This window comes from Streptomyces sp. SGAir0957 (genome assembly GCF_043523415.1).
In genome coordinates this window covers 1,783,446-1,803,809 of the sequence record NZ_CP027293.1, presented here as the reverse complement: position 1 = coordinate 1,803,809, position 20,364 = coordinate 1,783,446, and the positions used below count along the sequence as shown (strand labels likewise).

The window sequence follows — 20,364 nt, the reverse complement described above, 5'->3', positions numbered from 1 at the left end:
TCACCCCTTCACCGCCCCCGTCAGCATCCCCTTCTTGAAGTGGCGCTGGACGAACGGCGACGCCACCGCGACCGGGATCAGCGCGAGCACCATCACGGCCATCTGAAGTCCGAGCGTGGAGAGTTCGCCGGTGCGCACCGCCTGCTGGAGGCCGGTCGGCGCCGCCGTGTTCTTCTGCACGAGCTGGATGAGCACGTTCTGGAGCGGCATCATGTCCTGGTCGCTCAGGTAGATCGACGCGTTGAACCAGGCGCTCCAGTAGCCGACCGCGTAGAACAGCGAGATGACGGCGAGGACGGCGCGCGAGAGCGGCATGATGATCGTCAGCAGGATGCGCAGGTCGCCCGCTCCGTCGATGCGCGCGGACTCGGTCAGCTCCGGGGAGATGCCCATGAAGAAGCCCCGCAGGACGAGGATGTTGAAGACGCTGACCGCGCTCGGCAGGATCAGCGACAGATAGGTGTCGGTCAGGCCGAGCGACTGCACCAGCAGGTACGTCGGGATGAGCCCGGCACCGAAGAACATCGTCGCCATCAGCGCCATCAGGAGGACGCGGTGGCCCAGGCTGCCGGGCCGCGACAGCCCGTACGCCGCGAGGACCGACACCGCCATGGAGAAGACGGTGCCGACGAGCGTGACGCCGACCGAGACCAGGATCGCCCGGCTGACCTGGCCGCCGCCGAGCAGCTCCGTGTAGTTGACGAAGGTGATGCCCTCGGGGACGACCACGAGGCCGCCCGCCCGGTCGATCACCGGCTTGGGGGAGAGGCTGGTGACGACGACGATCCACAGCGGGGCGAGCACGGCCAGGCAGCACAGGACGAGGAAGCCGCCCTTCGCCGTCAGGCCGGCCCTGCTGGGCGGCTCCTCCCACACGGGGCGGGGCGGCGCTTGCAGGCTGCGGATCAGCTGCGTGTTCAGGCTCACTTCTTGTACACCCCCTGCTCACCGAGCAGATGAGCGAACTTGTTCGCGGCGAGCACGAGGCAGACCCCGATCACGCCCTTGACCAGGCCGACCGCCGCCGCGTAGCTGAAGTCGCCGTTCTGGATGCCCATGTTCCACACGTAGGTGTCGAGCACTTCGCTGACGCCGACGCCGACCGCGTCGCGCTGGAGCAGGAACTGCTCGAAGCCGACGCTGAGCGCGTCCCCGACCCGCAGGACGAGGAGGAGCGCGATGACCGGGCGCAGCGCGGGCAGCGTCACGTGCCACATGCGGCGCCAGCGGCCCGCGCCGTCCATGGCGGCGGCCTCGTACAGGTCGGTGGAGACGGCCGCGAGGGCGGCGAGGAAGACGATGATCCCCCAGCCCGCGTCCTTCCACACGGACTGGGCGGTGACCAGGAACTTGAAGAAGTCGGCGTTCGTCATCAGGTCGAAGCCGCCCCAGCCGTGCTTCTCCATCGTCTGCGCGATGATGCCCGCCCCGCCGAAGACCTGCTGGAAGACGGTGACGACGAGCACCCACGAGAAGAAGTGCGGCAGATACATGATCGCCTGGGCGACGGCCCGGACCCGGGGCCGGATCACGCTGTTGATGAGCAGCGCGAGCGCGATGGGGACCGGGAAGAACAGCACGAGCTGGAGGAGGAAGAGCACGACCGTGTTCTTCGTGGCGTCCCAGAACAGCGGGTCGTCCACCAGGCGCGAGAACTGCTCCACGCCGAGCCAGGGGCTGTGGAAGATCGCGGTGACGCCGTTGCTCGCGGCGTAGGGGTCGTAGTCCTGGAACGCGACGACATTGCCGAGCAGCGGGACGTAGTTGAAGAGCAGGAGCAGGGCGAGGGCGGGCAGCGTCATCAGGATCAGCGTGCGGTCGCGGCGCAGCCGGACGCGCCACGGGATCCGGCCCGCCTTCTTCGCCGCCTTCGGCGGGACCTGTGCCTTGGCCGCCGTGGCGGCGACCGCGGCCGCCGGCTCCTCGACGGCCGTGGGCGGACGGGTCCCGTCGGGCCTGCTCCCGGCGGTGAGGGACATCAGTTGCCGCTGCCGTTCTCGTCGATGAGCTTCTTGTACCAGTCGCGCAACTTGTCGCCGCCGGAGGACTTCCAGGTGGAGATGGACTGCTGTACGTCGGAGAGCTTCTTGTTGCCGCGTACGAAGTCGATCTCCAGCTGCTCGAACTGGCTGGAGAGGTTGGCGTAGCGGGTCGGCTCGACGATGTTCATGCCGTAGGTGGACGTCTTCTTCATGAAGGCGCCCATCCGCTGCTCCCACTCGACCTGCTTGCGCGCGATGTCCGGGTAGTCGGGGTGCGCGAAGTAGGGGGCGGGGGCGGCGAGCATCACCCAGGCGTTGATGACCTCCTGGTTGCCCTGGTCGGTCTTGACCGGGACGCCGTCCTTGACCGTGTAGTGGGTGCCCTCGGTGCCGTAGTCGACGAGGATGCGCTCCTTCGTGCCGTACGGGGCGGCGGCGAAGTTGGCGGCGGCGAGCGCGTTCTCGACGGTCTCCTTGGAGGCGCCCTTGCGGATCAGCGACCAGATGTTGGCGGGCTGGGACGCCCACAGCTGTGGATCGCCGCCGTCGGGGCCGAAGATGTCCATCGCGTCCATCGCGAACTCCGGGTTGGACGCGGCCTGTTCGGCGGTCTTGCCGTACCAGGCGGACATGTCCATGTTGTACATGAGGATCTGGCCCGCGCCGAAGCGCTGCCCCGCGTCGCCGGAGCGGGCCTTGTCGTCGGGGTGGACGACGCCCGCGTCGAACAGCTTGCGGGTCCACTCCAGCGCTTCGAGGTACTCGGGCTGCTCGATGCGGTACGTCAGCTTGCCGTCGTCCCCGATGTGCCAGCCGAGCGAGCCGGAGGGCCGCACCCCGAAGATGTTGAACGCGGTCCAGGACATGTCACCGCAGGCGTACACCTTCGCCTTGGCGCTGGTCGCCTCCTTCGCCCAGCTCAGGAAGGTGTCCGTCGAGGTGGGGACCTCGTAGCCCTTCTTGTCGAAGACGTCCTTCCTGTAGTACGCGATGTTGAACGTCGCGGCGGCGGTCGGCATCGGGATGCCGCGCAGCGCGCCGCCGAAGATGCCCATGCGCCAGGAGTCGGAGGGGATCGCGGCGAGGTTCGGGTACTTCTTCACCTTGTCGCCCGCCAGATACGGGCCGAGGTCCATGAACTTCGCGGTGACCGCGTTGGAGATCTTGCCGACCAGCTCCCAGCTCGGCACCACGACCATGTCGGGGAGGGAGCTGGAGGCGAGGACCGCGCCGAGCTTCTGGCCGTAGGTGTTGCCGTCCTGGTTCTGCCAGGTGACCTTGGTGCCGGCCGCCGTGTCGAGCGCCTTGTAGTAGGCGCAGTCGCTCTTCGGCGGAGAGCCCCAGAACGGGGACATGATCTTGACGGGTGTGCCGGTGCCGAGCTTCTCCGGGACCGAGGCGGCCAGGGACGCCAGGGTGACCTTGCCGGTGTACCCGGCGGCCGAACCGTTCTTCGACGGCAGGTCGGGGTCGGCGAACTTGCTGGCGACGAAGGTCGGCAGCAGCTTGTCGGCGGCCTTGCCCGAGGTGGTGCCCTCCCGGTCCTTCTTGTCCGTCCCGCCGCAGGCCGTGAGCAGTGGCGCCCCGCCGGCCACGACAGCGGCGGCCAGGGCGCTGGAGGCGAGGAAACTCCTCCGGCTGGGAGCGGAGGCGGCGGAAGGCGAGTTCGGCGTCATTGCGGCAACCCTTCAAGGAACGCGACGAATTTTGTCGAAGCGCTTCGATGTTGCAGCGAGGCTAAGGGAACGTTTCCGGGGTCACAAGATTGGTGCACGGAATTCCTCACCCGACTTTCTCCGCACGGCTCTTGACACTTCCTCAGGCGAGTACGGAGCATCGAAGCGCTTCGAAGATCCCTCTGCCACCTTTTCCGCTTCTCTGCCAAGGGACCCGTCCGTGACCGACAATCCCCCGCTCCGCCCCGAGGCCACCGCCCCCGCGGACAAGCGCGTCGACGATCTCCTGACGACGCTGACGCTCGACGAACGCATCGCGCTCCTGCACCAGTTCACGCCCGCCGTCGAGCGGGTGGGCCTCGCCGCGTTCCGCACCGGGCAGGAAGCACTGCACGGCGTCGCGTGGATGGGTCCTGCCACCGTCTTCCCGCAGGCCGTCGGCCTCGGCGCGACCTGGAACGACGACCTCGTGCGCCGCGTCGGCGACGCCGTCTCCGCCGAGGTCCGCGCGATGCGCGCCCGGGACGACCGCGTCGGCCTCAACGTGTGGGCGCCCACCGTCAACCTGCTGCGCCACCCGCTGTGGGGCAGGAACGAGGAGGGCTACTCCGAGGACCCGCACCTCACCGCCGCCATCGCCACCGCCTACACCCGCGGCCTGCGCGGCACCCACCCCGCCTACTGGCGCACCGCCCCCGTCCTCAAGCACTGGCTCGCCCACAACAACGAGACCCGCCGGGACACGACGAACTCCTCCGTACGCCCCCGCGTCCTGCACGAGTACGACCTCAGGGCCTTCCGGCGGCCCGTCGAGGCAGGCGCCGTGGCCGGTGTCATGCCCGCCTACAACCTCGTCAACGGCCGCCCCAACCACGTCTCGCCGTACCTGCGCGCGCACTTGCGGAGCTGGACCGACCAGGCGCTCCTCGTCTGCTCGGACGCGGGCGCGCCCAGCAACCTCGTCGACTCCGAGCACTACTTCGCCACCCACGAGGAGGCGACCGCCGCCGCCCTCGTCGCGGGCGTCGACAGCTTCACCGACCACGGCACGGACCCCTCGACGATCGTCGGACGCCTGCGCCGCGCCCACGACCAGGGACTGATCACCGAGTCCGACATCGACACGGCCGTCCGCCGCCAGCTCGACGTACGGGCCCGGCTCGGCGAGTTCGAGGACACCGACCCCTTCGCGGACGTGCGGGACTTCGACACCGAGGCGCATCGGGCCCTCGCCCGGGAAGCGGCCGAGCAGGCGATCGTGCTGCTCAAGAACGACGGCCTGCTGCCGCTGCCCGAGGGTGCCAGGATCGCCCTGGTCGGCCTCCTCGCCGACGAGTCCAAGCTGGACTGGTACAGCGGCGCCCTGATCCACCGCTCCACTCCGCTCGACGGGCTGCACGAGCGGTTCGCCGCGGACCGCGTCACCTTCGCGGAGGGCGTCGACCGGGTGCGGCTGCGCTGCGAGGCGGGATGGCTGCGGGTGCCCGACGCGCCCGGGGGAGCGGGGACGGCAGGCGCGCAGGCGGCGCTCGACCCCGCCCTCCTCGCCGGCCGCACGGACCTGCCGCCGCTCACCACGTCCCGCGACGCGGGCACGGAGTTCGCCCTGGCCGACTGGGGCGACGGCGTCCTCACCCTGCGCGCACCGGACGGCCGCTACCTCTCGGTCGCGGACGACGGCCACGTGCGCGCCTCCGCCGAACAGCCCGGAGGCTGGATCGTCCAGGAGACGTACGCGCTCGAACCCCACGGGGACGGTCACCTCCTGCGGCACGCGGGAACGGGTCGGTACGTCTCTGTCGCCGCCGACGGCGTGCGGGTTGCCGACGAGGGCACCGTCTTCGGCGTCGACTTCGTCGAGCGCGGCGAAGAAGCCGTGGCCAGGGCCGCCGCCGAGGCGGACGTGGTGATCGTCGTCGCGGGCAACGACCCGCACATCAACGGCCGCGAGACCGAGGACCGCACGACCCTCGCCCTGCCGCCGCACCAGGAACGGCTGTGGCGGGCGGCCCACGCCGCGAACCCCCGTACCGTCCTCGCGCTGGTCTCCGCCTACCCGTACGCCGTCCCCGACGCCCACGCCGCGCTGCCCGCCCTGCTGTGGACCGCCCACGGCGGCCAGGCGGCGGGCCGCGCCCTCGCCCGGGTCCTCGCGGGCGACGTCAGCCCCGCCGGACGCCTCCCGCAGACCTGGTACGCCGCCGACACCGACCTGCCCGACCTGCTCGACTACGACGTCATCGGCTCCCGCCAGACCTACCTCTACTTCGAGGGCACGCCCCTCTACCCGTTCGGCCACGGCCTGTCCTACAGCTCGTTCGCCTACGACGCGCCCTTCGTGTCACGCGGCGACGACACCCTCGAATTCACCTTCACCGTCACCAACACCGGAGCCCGCACCGCCGACGAGGTGGCGCAGCTCTACGTCCGCCCGCTCGACATGCCGGTCCCGCGCCCGCGCCGCCAGCTCCTCGCGCACCGCAGGCTCACCCTCGCCGCGGGCGGATCCGAGCGCGTCACCTTCACCGTGCCGCTCACCGACCTCGGCCACCACGACGTGGCCCGCGACCGGTGGAGCGTCACGGCCGGCACGTACGAACTCCTCGTCGGCGCCTCCAGCGAGGACATCCGGCACACGACGCAGCTGACCGTGGAGGGGGACGCACCGGCGCCGCGCCCCGTGCACACGGACGGTCTCGACGCGGCGTCCTACGACGAGCAGCACGGCACCGAGATCGTCGACCGCGCGAAGACGTCCGGCGACGCGGTGACGGCGGTCGCCGAAAGGGCCGAACTTCACTACTTCTACTGCGACTTCGGAGCCGACGGAGTGTCCGGTGCGCGCCTGGAGGTCAGCGGCGAGGGGACCGTCGAGCTCGACGAGGGACGCGTGGTCACGGTCCCGGCGACCGCGGGCCCGTACGACTACGTCACCCTGCACGCCGACTTCACCGCGACCGGCGTGCGCGACCTGCGCGTCCGGCTGCGCGGCACCGTCCGCCTGGCCAGGATCGCCTTCATCCCACGGGGGACCACCACATGAAGTTCACCGACGGTTTCTGGCTGATGCGCGAAGGGGTCCGCGCCGCCTACGCCACCGAGGTCCGCGACGTCGAGGCGGAGGCGGACCGGTTCACCGCGTACGTCGCCGTCCGGCACGTGCGGGGCCGGGGCGACACGCTCAACCAGCCGCTGATCACGGTCGACTGCTTCTCACCCGCCGAGGGAGTCATCGGCGTCCGCGTCACCCACCACGCGGGCAGGCGCCACCGCGGCCCCGACTTCGCACTCCTCGCAGGCGAGGACGAGGGCGAGGGCGGGGGCGGCGGCGCGCGCGTCACCCGCGACGGCACCGTCACCGAGCTGACCTCGGGCCCGCTCGGCGTGCGCCTGGACACGGCGGCGGGCTGGGGCCTGGACTTCCACGACACCGCGACCGGGCGCCGCCTCACCGGGATCGAGGGCAAGGGCACCGCCTTCGCGACGACCCCCGACGGCGCCCACCACATGGTCACCCAGCTCGCGCTCGGCATCGGCGAGCAGATCTACGGCCTCGGCGAACGCTTCACCCCGTTCGTGAAGAACGGCCAGAGCGTCGACATCTGGCAGGCCGACGGCGGCACCAGCAGCGAACTGGCCTACAAGAACATCCCCTTCCACCTCTCCTCCCTCGGTTACGGCGTCCTCGTCAACCACCCCGGGCGGGTCAGCTACGAGATCGGCTCGGAGTCCGTCGGGCAGCTCCAGTTCAGCGTCGAGGACCAGTCGGTCGAGTTCTACGTCGTCGCGGGCCCGGCCCCGAAGGACGTGCTGCGCCGCTACACCGCGCTGACCGGCCGCCCGGCGCTGCCGCCCGCCTGGTCGTTCGGCCTGTGGCTGACGACGTCCTTCTGCACCGAGTACGACGAGAAGACGGTCACGTCGTTCGTCGACGGCATGGCCGAGCGCGACATCCCGCTCAGCGTCTTCCACTTCGACTGCTTCTGGATGCGCGAGTACCAGTGGTCGGACTTCGCCTGGGACCCGGAGGTCTTCCCCGACCCGGTGGGCATGGTGCGCCGGCTGAAGGCGCGCGGCCTGCGCATCAGCATGTGGATCAACCCCTACATCGCGCAGAAGTCCCCTCTCTTCGCGGAGGCGGCGGACCAGGGTTTCCTGGTGCGGCGCCCCGACGGGGACATCTGGCAGTGGGACCTGTGGCAGCCCGGCATGGCCCTCGTCGACTTCACCGACCCGGCCGCGTGCGCCTGGTTCCAGTCGAAGCTGAAGGTCCTGCTCGACCAGGGCGTCGACACCTTCAAGACGGACTTCGGCGAACGCGTCCCGACGGACGTCGTCTGGCACGACGGCTCCGACCCCGCCCGCATGCACAACTACTACGCCCAGCTCTACAACCGCACCGTCTTCGACCTGCTGCGGAAGGAACGCGGCACGGGCGAGGCCGTCGTCTTCGCCCGCTCGGCGACCGTCGGCGGCCAGCAGTTCCCCGTGCACTGGGGCGGCGACTGCTTCGCCTCGTTCGGCGCCATGGCCGAGTCGCTGCGCGGCGGCCTCTCGCTCTCCCTGTCCGGCTTCGGGTTCTGGTCGCACGACATCGGCGGCTTCGAGGGCACCCCCGACCCGGCCGTCTTCAAACGCTGGCTCGCCTTCGGCCTCCTCTCCTCCCACAGCCGCCTGCACGGCAACGTCTCGTACCGGGTGCCGTGGGAGTTCGGGGCGGAGGCGGTCGAGGTGGCCCGCACGTTCACCAAGCTCAAGCACCGCCTCATGCCCTACCTGTACGGGGCCGCCGTCGAGGCGCACCGCACCGGTGTCCCGGTGATGCGCCCGATGCTGCTCGACTTCCCCGGCGACCCGGCCTGCCGCACCCTCGACCGCCAGTACATGCTCGGCCCCGACCTGCTCGTGGCCCCGGTCTTCTCGGCGGAGGGCGACGTCGAGTACTACCTGCCCGAGGGCGTGTGGACCCACCTCCTGACGGGGGAGCGGGTACAGGGCCCCGGATGGCGCCGCGAGACGCACGGCTTCGACAGCCTGCCGCTGTACGTGCGCCCGGGCGCGGTCGTCCCGATGGGCGCGGACGACCGCCGCCCGGACGGGGACTGGCTCGACGGACTGACGCTGCTCGTGGCGCCGGGGGTGCGGGACGTGACGGTGACGGTCCCGGACCACCGGGCGGGCGCGGGCGCGGCGCCCGCCGCCTCGTACCGGGTGCGCCGGGACGAGGACGGCGGGGCTGTGAGGGTCGAGGGGAACGAACGCCCCGCTACCGTCAGGGAGTTGTAGGGCGGCGCGCTCCCTCGTACGCGAACCAGTCGACGTGCACGGTGCCGGCCGCGGCGTACAGGCCGATGACGCGGCCGGTGAACCCGCCCGCCACCTCGGTCGACAGATACCGGCCGTCGAGCGCGGCGAGCGCGGTGAACGTGCTGTCCGCCTCCTCGACCCCGAAGGTCAGCGTGTCGGGGCCGGTGCGGGCGTCGTCGGGCGTCACCGTCTCGGCGATCTCGACACCGAGGACGAGCGGCTGCCCGGTCGCGGGACGTGCGGCGAGCACGGTGCGGGCCGGGCCGATCCGGGCGACGACGCGTACTTCCTCCGCGTCGGCCTCGATCTCGTAGTGGTGCCGCTCGTCGAGGCGCACCGCGAGACCGCCGCACCCCCGCGCCGCGTCGACCCGGGTGCGGACGCGGCACGTCAGATCCTCCTGCCGCCGTCCGACGAAGGTGACGTCGGGCTCGTCGAGCGAGGCCCCGGCGGCGCGCAGCGTGAGCCGCCCGGGCGGCTCACGCGTGGTGACGTGCGTGGTGGGACGGGCGCGCGGCGAGATCCACTCGGGGGCGAGCGCGGCGCTCGTGAAGTCGTCCCGGTACGTGGCCGGGGGTGTCTCGGAGCCGCTGACGAGGGCCCCCACCACCGGCCAGCCGTCCTCCCATGTCACCGGCGCGAGGAACGTCTCCCGGCCCAGCACGTGCCACCCCGGTGAACCGCCGCGCGGACGCACCCCGAGGAACACCATCCACCACGCACCGTCCGGCGCCCGGACGAGATCGGCGTGGCCGGTGTTCTGCACGGGGTCGTCGGTGGAGCGGTGCGTCAGGACCGGATTGCCGGGGCACGGCTCGAACGGGCCCGTCGGCGCCGGACCCCGCGCGACCGACACCCCGTGGCCACGCTCGGTGCCGCCCTCCGCGATGAGCAGATACCAGAAGTCGCCGACGCGGTAGAGGTGCGGGGCCTCCGGGGCCTTGGCGCCGGGCGTGCCGGACCAGACGCGGCGCGGCTCGCCGAGCGTCTTGCCCGTGTACGGGTCGATGCGGAACTGGGAGACCCCGGCGACCGTGCAGTAGCAGGCGCCGTCGTCGTCCCAGGCCAGGTCGGGGTCGATGCCGTGGACGTCGGGCAGCGGGACGGGGTCCGACCAGGGTCCGGCCGGGTCGGTGGCGGTGACCAGGAAGTTGCCGCCGTCGCTGACGTTGGTGACGATCAGCCAGAACCGGCCGTCGTGGTGGCGCAGCGTGGGCGCGTAGATCCCGCCGGACGACGGCGACTCCACGGGCAGCCGCAACTGCTCCGGCCGGTCGAGGACGTTGCCGATCCGCGTCCAGTTCCGCAGGTCGCGGCTGTGGAAGAGGGGGATGCCGGGGACGTACTCGAAGCTGGAGCACGCGAGGTAGTAGTCGTCGCCCACGCGGCAGATCGTGGGGTCGGGGTGGAAGCCGGGGAGAACGGGGTGTCCGCCTGTCATGCGGTACCTCTCTAGGGCGTCTCTGAGGCGTTGATGCGGCGATTCCGGGGGCGCTTCCGGGCGCACGCAGGCGCCGTCGAAGCGCTTCGAACGGATCACCGGAGGGTAGTCAGCCGCCGAGGCCCCGACAAGGGTCAGCGCTCCAATCGACGGTGCGCGCTCTCCGGCAGCCGCAGGTACACCGCCGACGACACCAGGCACAGCACGGCCACGTACCAGGGGAACAGGCCGCTGTGCCCCCACTCCTTGAAGAGCGTGCCCACGTACGGGGCCGTGCCGCCGAACAGAGCGACCGTCAGCGAGTACGGGAACCCGATCCCGGCCGCCCTGACCCGCGCCGGGAAGATCTCCGCGTTGACCGCCGCCGAGATCGACGTGAACCCGGTGAGCAGCACCATGCCCGCGCACTGCGCGAACAGCAACGAGGCGAACGAACCCGTCAGGGAGTGCAGCAGCGGCACGCTCAGGAGGGCGAACCCGATACCGAAGAAGAGGAGCGGCGGCTTGCGGCCGAATCGGTCCGAGAGCAGGCCGCCGACCGGCTGGAGCAGCGCGAAGAACGCCAGCGAGACGGTGCCGGCGAGCAGCGCGTCGGACTTGGTGATGTCCGTGTTCAGCTCCGCGTACGTCGGCAGGTACGAGGTCCACGTGTAGTACGCGAGGGTGCCGCCCGCCGTGATGCCGCAGATCAGCAGCGATTCGCGCGGGTGGTGGCGCAGCGCGTCGAAGAGCCCCGGGCGCGCCTCCGGCGTGGCGAGGTCCTGGCTCCGGGTCTCCTGCGCGCCCTGCCGGATCCAGAACCCGACGAGGCTGAGCAGCGCCCCCACGAGGAACGGCACGCGCCAGCCCCAGCCGTCCATCTGGCCGTCGTCGAGGAGGGTCACGAGGAGCGCGGCGATGCCGGACGCCGCCAGCTGCCCGAGGGACGTCGACACGTACTGGAAGGAGGAGAACAGGCCGCGGCGCCCCGGCCCGGCCGACTCGACCAGGAAGGTGGTGGAGGCGGCGAACTCCCCGCCCACGGAGAGCCCTTGCAGCAGCCGGGCGAGCACGAGGACGACCGGCGCGAGGACGCCCACGGCCGCGTACGTCGGCGTGAGCCCCACCAGCAGGCTGCTGCCGCCCATCGACAGGATCGTCACCGTGAGCGCGGCGCGCCGCCCGTGCCGGTCGGCGACCGCCCCCATGAGCAGCCCGCCCACCGGCCGCATGAAGAACCCGACCGCGAAGACGGCGAACGTGGAGAGAAGCGGGACCAGCGAGTTGTCCGCGCTCTCGGGAAAGACCTGGTCGGCGATGTAGGTCGCCAGGAAGGTGTACGCGTACCAGTCGTACCACTCGACGGCGTTGCCGACGGAGGCGGCGAGGAGCTGGCGGGCGGGGCGGCGCGGGGGAGCGGCGGTGGTCCGTGCGTCGGGGGCGGGCGGCGGGGACGGGGTCGTGCGATCTGTCATGATCGCGACCATCCCCCGAACCCCACCGCCCCACACTTCACCGGTGCGCGGATCAGGACTTCCTGTACGAGATCACCGTCGTCGCCACCAGGCACGGCGCCGGCGGCACGATCGCGACGCGGAGGGTGGCGCGCGCGGCGTCGTAGTCGATGCCCTCCGCCTCGAAGGAGCCCGAACAGATGCTGCGCTGCGGGATGGCGAACAGGGACGAGACGCGGCCCGTGACGGGCTTGCCGTCCAGCGGGCGCTCCAGCGCGACCTCCAGGACCTCCTTCGTGGCGTTGTCGGAGGAGCACAGCAGATGCGTGGCGTCGGTGAAGTCGCAGCCCTGGATGTTCTCGACGCTTCGGTCGAGGGTGATCTGCCCGGCCTGCGGGAGGTTGGCGCCGGGCGCGGGCGCCGACTTGTTCAGGACCGGCGTCGGGAAGACCTGGAGCCGCTGCATGGCGCCCCATTCGCCCGCCACCAGCCACTGCCCGTCGGGCGCCACCGCCGCGAAGGAGTTGTTGAGCAACTCGCCCTGGTCGAGCGTGTGCTCGTAGGTGGTGCGGGTGCCGTCGGGGGCGGTCGCCGCGAACATCTTCTTCGTCGCGTCGTCGCCGCCCTGGTACGCGTCGAAGGTGTAGCCGCCCGCCACGTCCGGGTCGCCGACGTGCGACCAGCCGGCTATGCGCAGGGCGAGCGGGATCAAGGCGAGCCCGCGCGTCACGAGCGAACCGTCGGCGCGCGTGGCGAGACCCTGGCCGCCGGTGAGGGAGTTGACGGACGACGTGCCGGTCTCGGTCCAGGACGGCGCGGCCGTGGCGGACGCGGCGCCCGCGCCCAGGGTGAGCGCGCCGGTCAGCGCGGCGAGCGTGAGCAGTCGGCGTCTGGTGCGCCGCGGCGCGGGAAGACGCGTGGGGAGTTTCATGGGGGGCCTCCGCCGGTCGAAGATCAGGTCGGGGACAAGGCTGCCCTACGATCGCGCCATGAGGCTGACGATTCTCGGCGGTGGCGGATTCCGGGTGCCCCTCGTGTACGGCGCGCTGCTCGCCGACCACGCGCCAGGCAGGGTCACCCAGGTCACGCTGCACGACGTCGACCCGGACCGGCTGCGCGCCATCACCGGAGTACTGCGAGAACAAGCCACCGGCGTGCCCGACGCGCCCGCCGTGCACGCGACGACCGACCTCGACGAGGCGCTGCACGGCGCCGACTTCGTCTTCTCGGCGATCCGCGTCGGCGGCCTGGAGGGCCGCGCCGCCGACGAGCGGGTCGCGCTCGCCGAGGGCGTCCTCGGGCAGGAGACGGTCGGCGCGGGCGGCATCGCGTACGGGCTGCGGACGGTGCCGGTGGCGACGCACATCGCGCGCCGCGTGCGCGACGTGGCCCCGGACGCCTGGGTCATCAACTTCACCAACCCGGCGGGCCTGGTCACCGAGGCCATGTCCCGGATCCTCGGCGACCGCGTCATCGGCATCTGCGACTCACCCGTGGGCCTCGCCCGGCGCGTCGCCCGCGTGCTCGGCGCGGACCCGGCCGACGCCTGGGCCGACTACGTGGGTCTGAATCATCTCGGCTGGCTGCGCGGCCTGCGCGTGAGCGGACGGGACGAACTGCCGCGCCTGCTCGCCGACGACAAACTGCTCGGCTCCTTCGAGGAGGGCCGGCTCTTCGGCACGGACTGGCTCCGCTCGATCGGCGCGATCCCCAACGAATACCTGCACTACTACTACTTCAACCGTGAGACGGTCCGCACCTACCGGGAGGCGGTGCGCACGCGCGGCGCGTTCCTCGCCGCACAGCAGTCCGCGTTCTACGCCGATCCGTCCTACGCCGCCTGGGACCGCACCCGCGCCGAGCGCGAAGCCACGTACATGGCGCACAACCGGGAGGCATCGGGCGCGGGGGAGCGGGACGCCGCGGACCTGGAGGAGTCCGGCGGATACGAGAAAGTCGCCCTTGCCCTGATGCGGGCCATCGCCCGGGACGAACGTGCCACACTCATCCTGAATGTCCGCAACCGGCGCACCCTCGCGGGGCTCGACGCGGACGCCGTCATCGAGGTGCCCTGCCTCGTCGACGGCAACGGCGCCCACCCCGTGGCCGTCGATCCGCTGCCGCCGCACGCTGCGGGACTTGTCACCGCGGTGAAGGCCGTGGAGCGCGAAGTGCTCGCCGCGGCCGAGTCCGGGTCCCGCGAAACGGCCGTCAAGGCGTTCGCCCTGCACCCTCTTGTGGACTCGGTGACGGTGGCGAACCGCCTGATGGACGGCTATCTCTCCGCCCACTCCGGCCTCGCCTACCTCTCTGGTGGAGGACGCCGAAAGGACGTGTAAAGGCTTGTAAAGGCGGTAGTCGGGAAGAGGCGGTCGAAAGGCCGCCTCTTTTGCATGTCTGACACCGTGTCGCCCTCCTCCGCACTGGAAGCAACCCCTCCGCAGGTGTGATGCGTTCTACACAGAGAATCCGAGAAATTCCTCGGGAGTGTGACGCCGGAGAGTCACCATGCGCTTGACTTGGTGCGCCCCCCAACTAGGAGTACTCATGCGACCGTTCGCTCTGAACTACGCTCGCCCCACGCGAGAGACCGAGGTCAGCGCGGTGTACACATATGACTCCGCACTGCAGTTGAACGTGCTGGCCGACGGCGGAGTGGCCGCACGCGACTACGCAGTGTTGCGAGAATGCGCCGCGACCACCTCCACCGCGGGATCCAAAACCCATTTCGACGACTGAACGGCCGCCCGAAATGACGGTGCTGATCCTGACGAGTGAACAGGATGTGACGGCCGACATGGCGGTCGTCGAATTGAACGCCCGGGGAATCCCGGTGCTGCGGCTCGACCCGGCCGAACTGCCCGGCGGCGTCGACGTCTCGGGGGAGTACGCGCACGGCGTGTTCCACGGTCACCTGTCCGTCGCCGGACGCGTCGTCAGCATGGGCGGTCTGCGCTCCGTCTGGGTGCGCAGACCCGGCGTGCCGGCCTCCCGGGCCGGCGCCGCCTCCCCCTGGCTCACCGAGGAGGCGTCGCAGGCGCTGTACGGGATGCTGCGCTGCACCGACGCGCGCTGGATGAACCACCCTGACGCCGCGAGCCAGGCACGGCACAAGCCGTGGCAGCTGTGGCTCGCGCGGGAGTGCGGGCTCCCGGTGCCCGCGACGCTCATCACGACGTTCCCCCGGGTCGCCAAGGAGTTCGCCGAGCGCTACCCCGACCTCGTCGTGAAGCCGGTCTCCGGCGCGCACCCGGGCGACGGCGCCCTCGCCGTGCCGACGACGCGGGTGCGGCCCGACGAGGACTTCGGGGACGTCGCGCACGGTCCGACGCTGCTGCAGCGCCGGGTGCGCAAGGTCGCCGACATCCGCCTCACGTGCGTCGGGGACCGGCTGTTCGCGGCGCGGGCGGCCGCCGCGGCCGACACCGGGGACGCCGTGGTGGACGTACGGTTCGACCCCGGCGCGGAGCCCTGGCGGCCGGTGAGCGTGCCGAGACGGGTGGCGGAGGCGGTGCACGCCTATCTGAAGCGAGCCCAACTCGCCTACGGGGCCTTCGACTTCGCCGAGGACACGGACGGCATCTGGTGGTTCCTGGAGTGCAACCAGTCCGGCCAGTTCGGCTTCGTGGAGATCGAGACGGGACAGCCCATCGGGCGGGCGGTGGCGGAGTGGCTGGCGGGCGAGGAACTGAGCCGCACGCCGACGCCGACGCCGACGCCGGTGTGAGGCGGGGGGTGTGATCTTTACGGGGCGGGGGGTGACAAGGTACGGAAGGGGTGCTGCCGTCACCCCGCGCCACCCGTAGCCGTCCTCTGTGAGGGAGTCCGCCCATGACCGACGCGTCACCCGAGTGCACCACCCGGCAGGGCGCCGTACGCGGCCGCACCGAGCACGGCGTCACCGCCTTCCTCGGCGTGCCCTACGCCGCCGCGCCGTTCGGACCGCGCCGGTTCGCCGCACCCGCGCCCGCCGAGCCCCGGACCGGGGTCCACGACGCCACCGGGTACGGCCCGACCGCGCCGAAGGCCCCGTACGCGCCGCCCTTCGACGCGCTCATCCCGGACACGTCCATGCCGGGCGAGGACTGCCTCAACCTCAACATCTGGACCCCGGAGCCGGGTCCAGGGGCGCGGCTGCCGGTGCTGGTGTGGCTGCACGGCGGCGCCTTCTCCAACGGCTCGGCGAACTCCTCGGGCTACCGCGGCCACACCTTCGCCCGCGACGGCGTCGTCTTCGTCGGCGTCAACTACCGCCTCGGCACGGACGGCTTCCTGCACCTGCCGGGCGCCCCCGACAACCGCGGCCTCCTCGACCAGATCGCCGCCCTGGAGTGGGTGCGGGACAACATCGCGGGGTTCGGCGGCGACCCGGACCGCGTCACCGTGTTCGGCGAGTCGGCGGGCGGCGTGGCGATCGGCCAGCTCCTCGCGGAGCCGCGCGCCCGGGGCCTGTTCCGGCGGGCGGTGCTGCAGAGCGGGGCCTGCCACCACTTCATCGGCCCGGACACGGCGCGCCGCATCGGCGAGCGCATGGCGGCACACCTGGGCGTCGACCATACGGCGGAGGCGTTCGCGGCGGTCCCGCTGCCCGAACTCATCGACGCGCAGGCCGTGCTGCGGGCGGACTTCGCTAGCCGCCCCGACCCGGCCGTATGGGGCGACGCGGCGCTCAACGGCATGGTCTTCGAACCGGTGGCACCCGGCCTCCGCCTGCCGGGACCCGACCTCGGCGTCGACCTCCTCGTCGGCTCCAACCGCGAGGAGAACCGCCTGTACATGGCGCCGACGGGCCGCTTCGACACGATCTCCGAGCGCCGCGTCGAACGCTCCGCGGCCGCCTACGGCGTCGACCTGGCCGGCTACCGCGCGACCCGCCCCGGCGCCACCCCCGGCGAACTCCTCGACACGCTCGTCACCGACTGGTTCTGGCGCGTCCCCGCGATCCGCCTGGCCGAGTCGGTCCCCGGCACCCACCTCTACGAGTTCGCCTGGCGCTCCCCGCAGTACGAGGGCGCCCTGGGCGCCTGCCACGCCCTCGAACTCCCCTTCGTCTTCGACCTCCCCGACGACCCCGACTACTCCGCGCTGACCGGCGGAAAGGCCCCGCACGAGCTGGCCCGCGAGATGCACGCGGCATGGGTGTCCTTCGCGGCGACCGGCGACCCGGGCTGGCCGGCGTACGACCCGGAGGCGGACCGCACGACGATGATCTTCGACACAGTGCCGGGGACGGAGTCCGACCCCCGCGGGGCGGAGCGGGAGCTGTGGGAGGGCGTTCGCTGAGGCTGCCGGGTCGCCCACATTTTGCGCGACCGTCACTTCGGCCCCCTTTCGCTCACCCGGGTTCATCTTGAACACTCCCCGTTGCCCCTCATCGCACACGGACCCCCTTCCCGAGGCAACGGAGACCCCCACACCCATGACCGAACTGAATCGGCGCCGCTTCCTGCAGATCGCCGGCGGCACCGCCGCCTTCACGGCGCTGTCCGGATCCATCGACCGGGCCGCCGCCATCCCGGCGGCGCGCCGCACCGGCACCGTCGAGGACATCGAGCACATCGTGGTGCTGATGCAGGAGAACCGCTCCTTCGACCACTACTTCGGGACGATGAAGGGCGTCCGCGGCTTCGGCGACCCGCGTCCGGTGACGCTGCCCAGCGGCAAACCGGTGTGGTACCAGTCGAGCGCGGGCAAGGAGACGCTCCCGTACCACCCGGACGCCGACGACCTGGGCATGCGCTTCATCGCCGGGCTCGACCACGACTGGGCGGGCGGCCACAGCGCCTTCAACAAGGGCGCGTACGACAACTGGATCGCGGCCAAGGGCACGGGCACGATGGCCCATCTCACCCGCCAGGACATTCCGTTCCACTACGCGCTCGCGGACAAGTTCACGGTCTGCGACGACTACCACTGCTCGTTCATCGGCGCGACCGACCCGAACCGCTATTACATGCTCACCGGCCACGTCGGCAACGACGGCACCGGCGGCGGCCCGGTCCTCGGCAACGAGGAAGCGGGCTACGGCTGGACCACGTACGCCGAACGCCTGGAGAAGGCGGGGATCTCCTGGAAGGTGTACCAGGACATCGGCGACGGCCTCGACGCGGCCGGCGGCTGGGGCTGGATCAACGACGCCTACCGCGGCAACTACGGCGACAACTCGCTCCTCTACTTCAACACCTACCGGGGCGCCAAGCCCGGCGACCCCCTCTACGAGAAGGCCCGCACCGGCACGAACGCCAAGGCGGGCGACGGTTACTTCGACATACTCCGGGCCGACGTGAAGGCCGGGAAGCTGCCGAAGATCTCCTGGATAGCGGCGCCCGAGGCGTTCTCCGAGCACCCCAACTGGCCCGCCAACTACGGCGCCTGGTACATCTCCCAGGTCCTGGACGCCCTCACCTCCAACCCGGCGGTGTGGAGCAAGACGGCCCTGTTCATCACGTACGACGAGAACGACGGCTACTTCGACCACGTCGTGCCCCCGTACCCGCCGGCCTCGGCCGGCCAGGGACTCTCGACCGTCGACACGAAGCTCGACTACTACCCCGGCGGCACCCGCGCGGCGGGCCCGTACGGCCTCGGCCAGCGCGTCCCGATGCTGGTGGTCTCCCCCTGGTCGACCGGCGGCTACGTCTGCTCGGAGACCTTCGACCACACCTCGATCATCCGCTTCATGGAGCGCCGCTTCGGGGTCGAGGAGACCAACATCTCGCCGTGGCGCCGCTCCATCTGCGGCGATCTGACCTCCGCCTTCGACTTCTCCCTCACGGTCACCGACCCGGCGGAGCTGCCCGACACGACGGCCTACGAGCCGCCGGACCGCGACCGCCACACCAGCTACGTGCCGAAGCCGCCCGCCCAGGGCGCGGTCCCCAAACAGGAGAAGGGTTCACGGCCCAGCCGCCCCCTCCCGTACGCGCCCTACGTGGACGGCGCGCAGGACCTGTCGACGGGCAAGTACAAGCTGACGTTCAGCGGCGGCGACAAGAAGGGCGCTGCTTTCCAGGTGCGCTCCCAGAGCCGCGGCGACGGCCCGTGGACGTACACGACGGAGGCGGCGAAGTCGCTCTCCGACAGCTGGAACTCCGTCTACTCCGGCGGCAAGTACGACCTGACGGTGCACGGCCCGAACGGATTCCTGCGCTCCTTCCAGGGCAACAACAAGGTCGCGGAGCCGGAGATCACCGCCCGGCACGACGGCGCGAGCGGCAACCTCGCGCTCACCCTCCGCAACCCCACCACGGCCGACGTCCACATCACGGTCACCAACGCCTACGGCGGCCAGCCGCAGACGTACACCGTGCGGGCCGGTGCCACCGCGCGGCAGACCGTCGACCTGCGCGCCACCAAGCGCTGGTACGACCTGAAGATCGTGGTCGAGGGCAACGCCGGATACCTGCGGCGCTTCGCCGGACACGTGGAGAACGGGCAGGTGGGCGTGAGCGACCCGCGCATCGCGACCGCCTGATCTCCGCCGGCTCCCTGTGCCCCTCGTCACCGCGGGGCACAGGGAGCCGCGATACGGTGCCCCGGTGACGACGCAATCGAACACCCCTGCAGGGTGGTACCCGGACCCGCAGGGCGCTCCCCAGTCGCTGCGCTATTGGGACGGTTCCCAGTGGACCGAGCACACGCACGCCCAGGCCCCCGCGGCCCAGCAGCCCCAGGTACCCCCGCAGCCGCAGCCGCAGCCGCCGCAGCCGCAGGCGGTGCAACGGCAGGTCCGGCAGCAGGCCGGGGTCGCGCCGACCGCGCAGGGCGGCGGCTCCCTGTTCACCGAACCGGTCCTGGTGGTGAACCAGAAGGCCAAGCTCATCGAGCTGACCAACGAGTACAGCGTCATGGACCAGAACGGCAACGTCCTCGGCTCCGTCACCGAGATCGGCCAGTCCAGCCTCAAGAAGGCGCTCCGCTTCGTCTCCAGCGTCGACCAGTTCATGACGCACAAGCTGGAGATCCGGGACGCGTACGGCCAGCCGCAGCTCGTGCTCACGCGTCCCGCGAAGTTCATGAAGTCGCGGGTGATCGTGGAGCGCCCGGACGGTTCGCCGGTCGGCGAGATCGTCCAGCAGAACGTGATCGGGAAGATCAACTTCGCGATGAACGTGAACGGGCAGCAGGTCGGCGCCATCAAGGCGGAGAACTGGCGGGCCTGGAACTTCGCGATCGTCGACCACGCGGATCAGGAGGTCGCCCGCATCACGAAGACGTGGGAGGGCCTCGCCAAGACGATGTTCACGACCGCGGACAACTACGTCCTGCAGATCCACTTCCAGCTTCCCGAGCCGCTGCTCAGCCTGGTGGTGGCGACGGCCCTGACGGTGGACACGGCCCTGAAACAAGATTCCCGAGGCCTCGGCTGACCCGGCCCCCTATCAAGGCCCTCTTCCCACACCGCCCTAGCAGGAGGCCGCCCCCTGAGGTTCTAGCGCGGCCCTGCTCGCGCGGTGCCCTGGCGCTCGGCCTGAGCGCGGGGTTCTCGCACGGCCTTTCTCTCGCAGTGTCCCGGCGCAGGCCGA

14 protein-coding genes are annotated in these 20,364 nt (G+C 71.2%); 8 read left to right on the top strand and 6 right to left on the bottom strand.

What is annotated here, in order from left to right:
• Genes C1N81_RS13220 through C1N81_RS13210 form a run of 3 tightly spaced genes read right to left on the bottom strand, consistent with a single transcriptional unit; the run spans position 1 to position 3,658 of the window.
• Positions 1-927 carry a carbohydrate ABC transporter permease gene (locus tag C1N81_RS13220; RefSeq protein ID WP_394428996.1) on the bottom strand — a complete coding sequence of 309 codons (927 nt, stop codon included), beginning with the start codon at positions 925-927 and terminating at the stop codon, positions 1-3.
• Positions 924-1,979, bottom strand: coding sequence for an ABC transporter permease (locus tag C1N81_RS13215; RefSeq protein ID WP_394428995.1), 1,056 nt, complete (start codon positions 1,977-1,979; stop codon positions 924-926). Before C1N81_RS13215 ends, C1N81_RS13220 begins: the two co-directional genes overlap by 4 nt.
• Entirely contained in the window at positions 1,979-3,658 is a 1,680-nt protein-coding gene (locus C1N81_RS13210; protein WP_394428994.1) for an extracellular solute-binding protein, read from the bottom strand. The genes C1N81_RS13215 and C1N81_RS13210 overlap by 1 nt, the downstream gene beginning before the upstream one ends.
• Before the next feature lie 220 nt (positions 3,659-3,878).
• On the opposite strand from C1N81_RS13210, the gene C1N81_RS13205 reads away from it, so the two are divergent.
• Positions 3,879-6,701, top strand: coding sequence for a glycoside hydrolase family 3 C-terminal domain-containing protein (locus C1N81_RS13205; RefSeq protein ID WP_394428993.1), 2,823 nt, complete (start codon positions 3,879-3,881; stop codon positions 6,699-6,701).
• Entirely contained in the window at positions 6,698-8,944 is a 2,247-nt protein-coding gene (gene yicI, locus C1N81_RS13200) for an alpha-xylosidase (RefSeq protein WP_394428992.1), read from the top strand. The genes C1N81_RS13205 and yicI overlap by 4 nt, the downstream gene beginning before the upstream one ends.
• Here the strand turns inward: yicI and C1N81_RS13195 are convergent.
• From C1N81_RS13195 to C1N81_RS13185, 3 genes are all read right to left on the bottom strand, one after another.
• The gene (locus C1N81_RS13195) at positions 8,931-10,406 is read right to left on the bottom strand and encodes a glycoside hydrolase family 43 protein (protein WP_394428991.1); all 1,476 of its coding nucleotides are present in this window, start codon (positions 10,404-10,406) and stop codon (positions 8,931-8,933) included. The genes yicI and C1N81_RS13195 overlap by 14 nt on opposite strands.
• A gap of 134 nt (positions 10,407-10,540) precedes the next feature.
• A complete protein-coding gene (locus tag C1N81_RS13190) occupies positions 10,541-11,860 on the bottom strand; it encodes an MFS transporter (RefSeq protein ID WP_394428990.1) in 1,320 nt (439 codons plus the stop codon).
• A gap of 52 nt (positions 11,861-11,912) precedes the next feature.
• Positions 11,913-12,770 (bottom strand): hypothetical protein, encoded by an 858-nt coding sequence (locus tag C1N81_RS13185; RefSeq protein WP_394428989.1) that lies wholly within the window; start codon positions 12,768-12,770, stop codon positions 11,913-11,915.
• Between the two features lie 58 nt (positions 12,771-12,828).
• Between C1N81_RS13185 and C1N81_RS13180 the strand changes: the two genes are divergently transcribed.
• The 6 genes from C1N81_RS13180 (at position 12,829) to C1N81_RS13155 (ending at position 20,208) form a co-directional block, all read left to right on the top strand.
• Complete coding sequence (locus tag C1N81_RS13180; protein ID WP_394428988.1) at positions 12,829-14,178, top strand: 6-phospho-beta-glucosidase; 1,350 nt, start codon at positions 12,829-12,831, stop codon at positions 14,176-14,178.
• Positions 14,179-14,386: 208 nt separating this feature from the next.
• Positions 14,387-14,578: a putative ATP-grasp-modified RiPP gene (gene tgmA, locus C1N81_RS13175; protein ID WP_394428987.1), complete on the top strand. Its 192-nt coding sequence runs from the start codon at positions 14,387-14,389 to the stop codon at positions 14,576-14,578.
• Positions 14,579-14,591: 13 nt separating this feature from the next.
• On the top strand, positions 14,592-15,566 hold the full coding sequence (tgmB, locus tag C1N81_RS13170; protein WP_394428986.1) for an ATP-grasp ribosomal peptide maturase: 975 nt from the start codon (positions 14,592-14,594) through the stop codon (positions 15,564-15,566).
• Between the two features lie 104 nt (positions 15,567-15,670).
• A complete protein-coding gene (locus tag C1N81_RS13165; protein ID WP_394428985.1) occupies positions 15,671-17,122 on the top strand; it encodes a carboxylesterase/lipase family protein in 1,452 nt (483 codons plus the stop codon).
• Positions 17,123-17,258: 136 nt separating this feature from the next.
• Entirely contained in the window at positions 17,259-19,313 is a 2,055-nt protein-coding gene (locus C1N81_RS13160) for a phosphocholine-specific phospholipase C (RefSeq protein ID WP_394428984.1), read from the top strand.
• A gap of 64 nt (positions 19,314-19,377) precedes the next feature.
• Positions 19,378-20,208, top strand: coding sequence for a phospholipid scramblase-related protein (locus C1N81_RS13155; protein WP_394428983.1), 831 nt, complete (start codon positions 19,378-19,380; stop codon positions 20,206-20,208).
• Positions 20,209-20,364 lie beyond the last annotated feature (156 nt).